The following is a 1,368-nucleotide window of genomic DNA, read 5'->3' as shown; positions in this document are numbered from 1 at the left end:
CTGCCTTTGCGTTCGCAAAAAACAAAACAATACTTAGCAGCCAGGTCAGCAATAACCGCCCTGCCGCCCCGCTTACAGTCGAGGTGGTGATCATCTTCGTGAATGGTGTGTACATTATCGGGCTCCTATCGGTGCAGATACTGTACGGTCACTTTATGGGTTATATATTGAGGCTGCCGAAGCAGCTGATCAATCTTATCTAAACCAAGTGCTCTTCCCCTCTTCCGCCGTCACAAACGTTCAACTAACTTAATTTAGTTTGGCACAAAACTAGTCATATATGATTTCCCGCCTTATCCCTACGGTAGGGATATAATCAATGCATTAGAATGTATTGATAAACAACAGCGTTCAGATATAAGCAAGTGAAGTACAGATATAAGTAACTGATAATGAATGATATATTAGATAAAATATTCCCGTTGCCGAGAATCTTCCCGCTTTATCAAAGCTACTTACAATTTATCAAGATGTTGGCTTTAGGTGCTCAGCTAGCTGACTTATTTGCTAACTGGTACGACAAAACAAGTAAAAACGAATGAATCAGAAAAATGTTCTATGTAATTTTTTTTTAACATATGCTTACTTATCTATTTCAGTAATTTGGTGTATAACCAGAATATATATTGATCAACAAGGTGTTATTTGTTTTATTAATTTAACAACGACGTATTGTTAAGATTGACAAGGCCTTGTTATTAAATCGTTAATACCAGACATCTTATCAGACAGTATGGTTAGTCACTTGATTGTCGGTAGCATAGCTTTCCGATAACCATTCCGGAGAATGTTCAATTGTGCTCAAATAAACTGATACCATCCCTTACCCATTTCAAAACACGGACTGGTCATTGCTCTGTCTACCTTTTGCAACGGATGCGGGAGAAATGCTTATAAAGCAGCTATAAAAGGCAATCATTTCTTCAGGTAAATTATTTTTCAGAATAGTATCACCCCCGTTTCCCTATATCCCTGTGGCTACCCTTAGATATAACCGTATAAAACGACTATGCAATCCTCCAAAAAAATCAGAAATGCATAAGTCCCATTTTGGGACTTATGCATTTCTGATTGATTATCAAGACAATAAGTTATTTATTTAAGATGCATTTTTAAGGCCGTTGCCTTTTCAATGAGCTGATCAATCCGTTTACGCGTATAGTTTTTTGATGTAATCAGTTCCTGCATATGTATCATCAGGCCTTCTTCGGCTCGTTGCTTCAGTACTTTTTTGTTATCTGTAACTGCCGGCGCAGCGGCATCATCAGCAACCAGTTGCCGGAGGGTGTCGAGATTCTCAACAGGCACGTCAACCGGCGTTTTGCCTAATTTTTGAATCTGAGACTTTTCTACCTTCACCGATCCGGT

General features: G+C 38.8%; 2 protein-coding genes. One reads left to right on the top strand and one right to left on the bottom strand.

What is annotated here, in order from left to right:
- The coding region (locus tag BLX24_RS33535) for a hypothetical protein (protein ID WP_218160740.1) at positions 1-203 on the top strand (203 nt) is incomplete at its 5' end.
- A gap of 892 nt (positions 204-1,095) precedes the next feature.
- Here the strand turns inward: BLX24_RS33535 and BLX24_RS33075 are convergent.
- On the bottom strand, positions 1,096-1,368 hold a 273-nt coding region (locus BLX24_RS33075), incomplete at its 5' end, for a hypothetical protein (protein ID WP_177225983.1).

The organism is Arsenicibacter rosenii (assembly GCF_001870735.1).
Taxonomy (GTDB): domain Bacteria; phylum Bacteroidota; class Bacteroidia; order Cytophagales; family Spirosomataceae; genus Arsenicibacter; species Arsenicibacter rosenii.
This window is presented reverse-complemented; position numbering and strand designations above follow the sequence as displayed.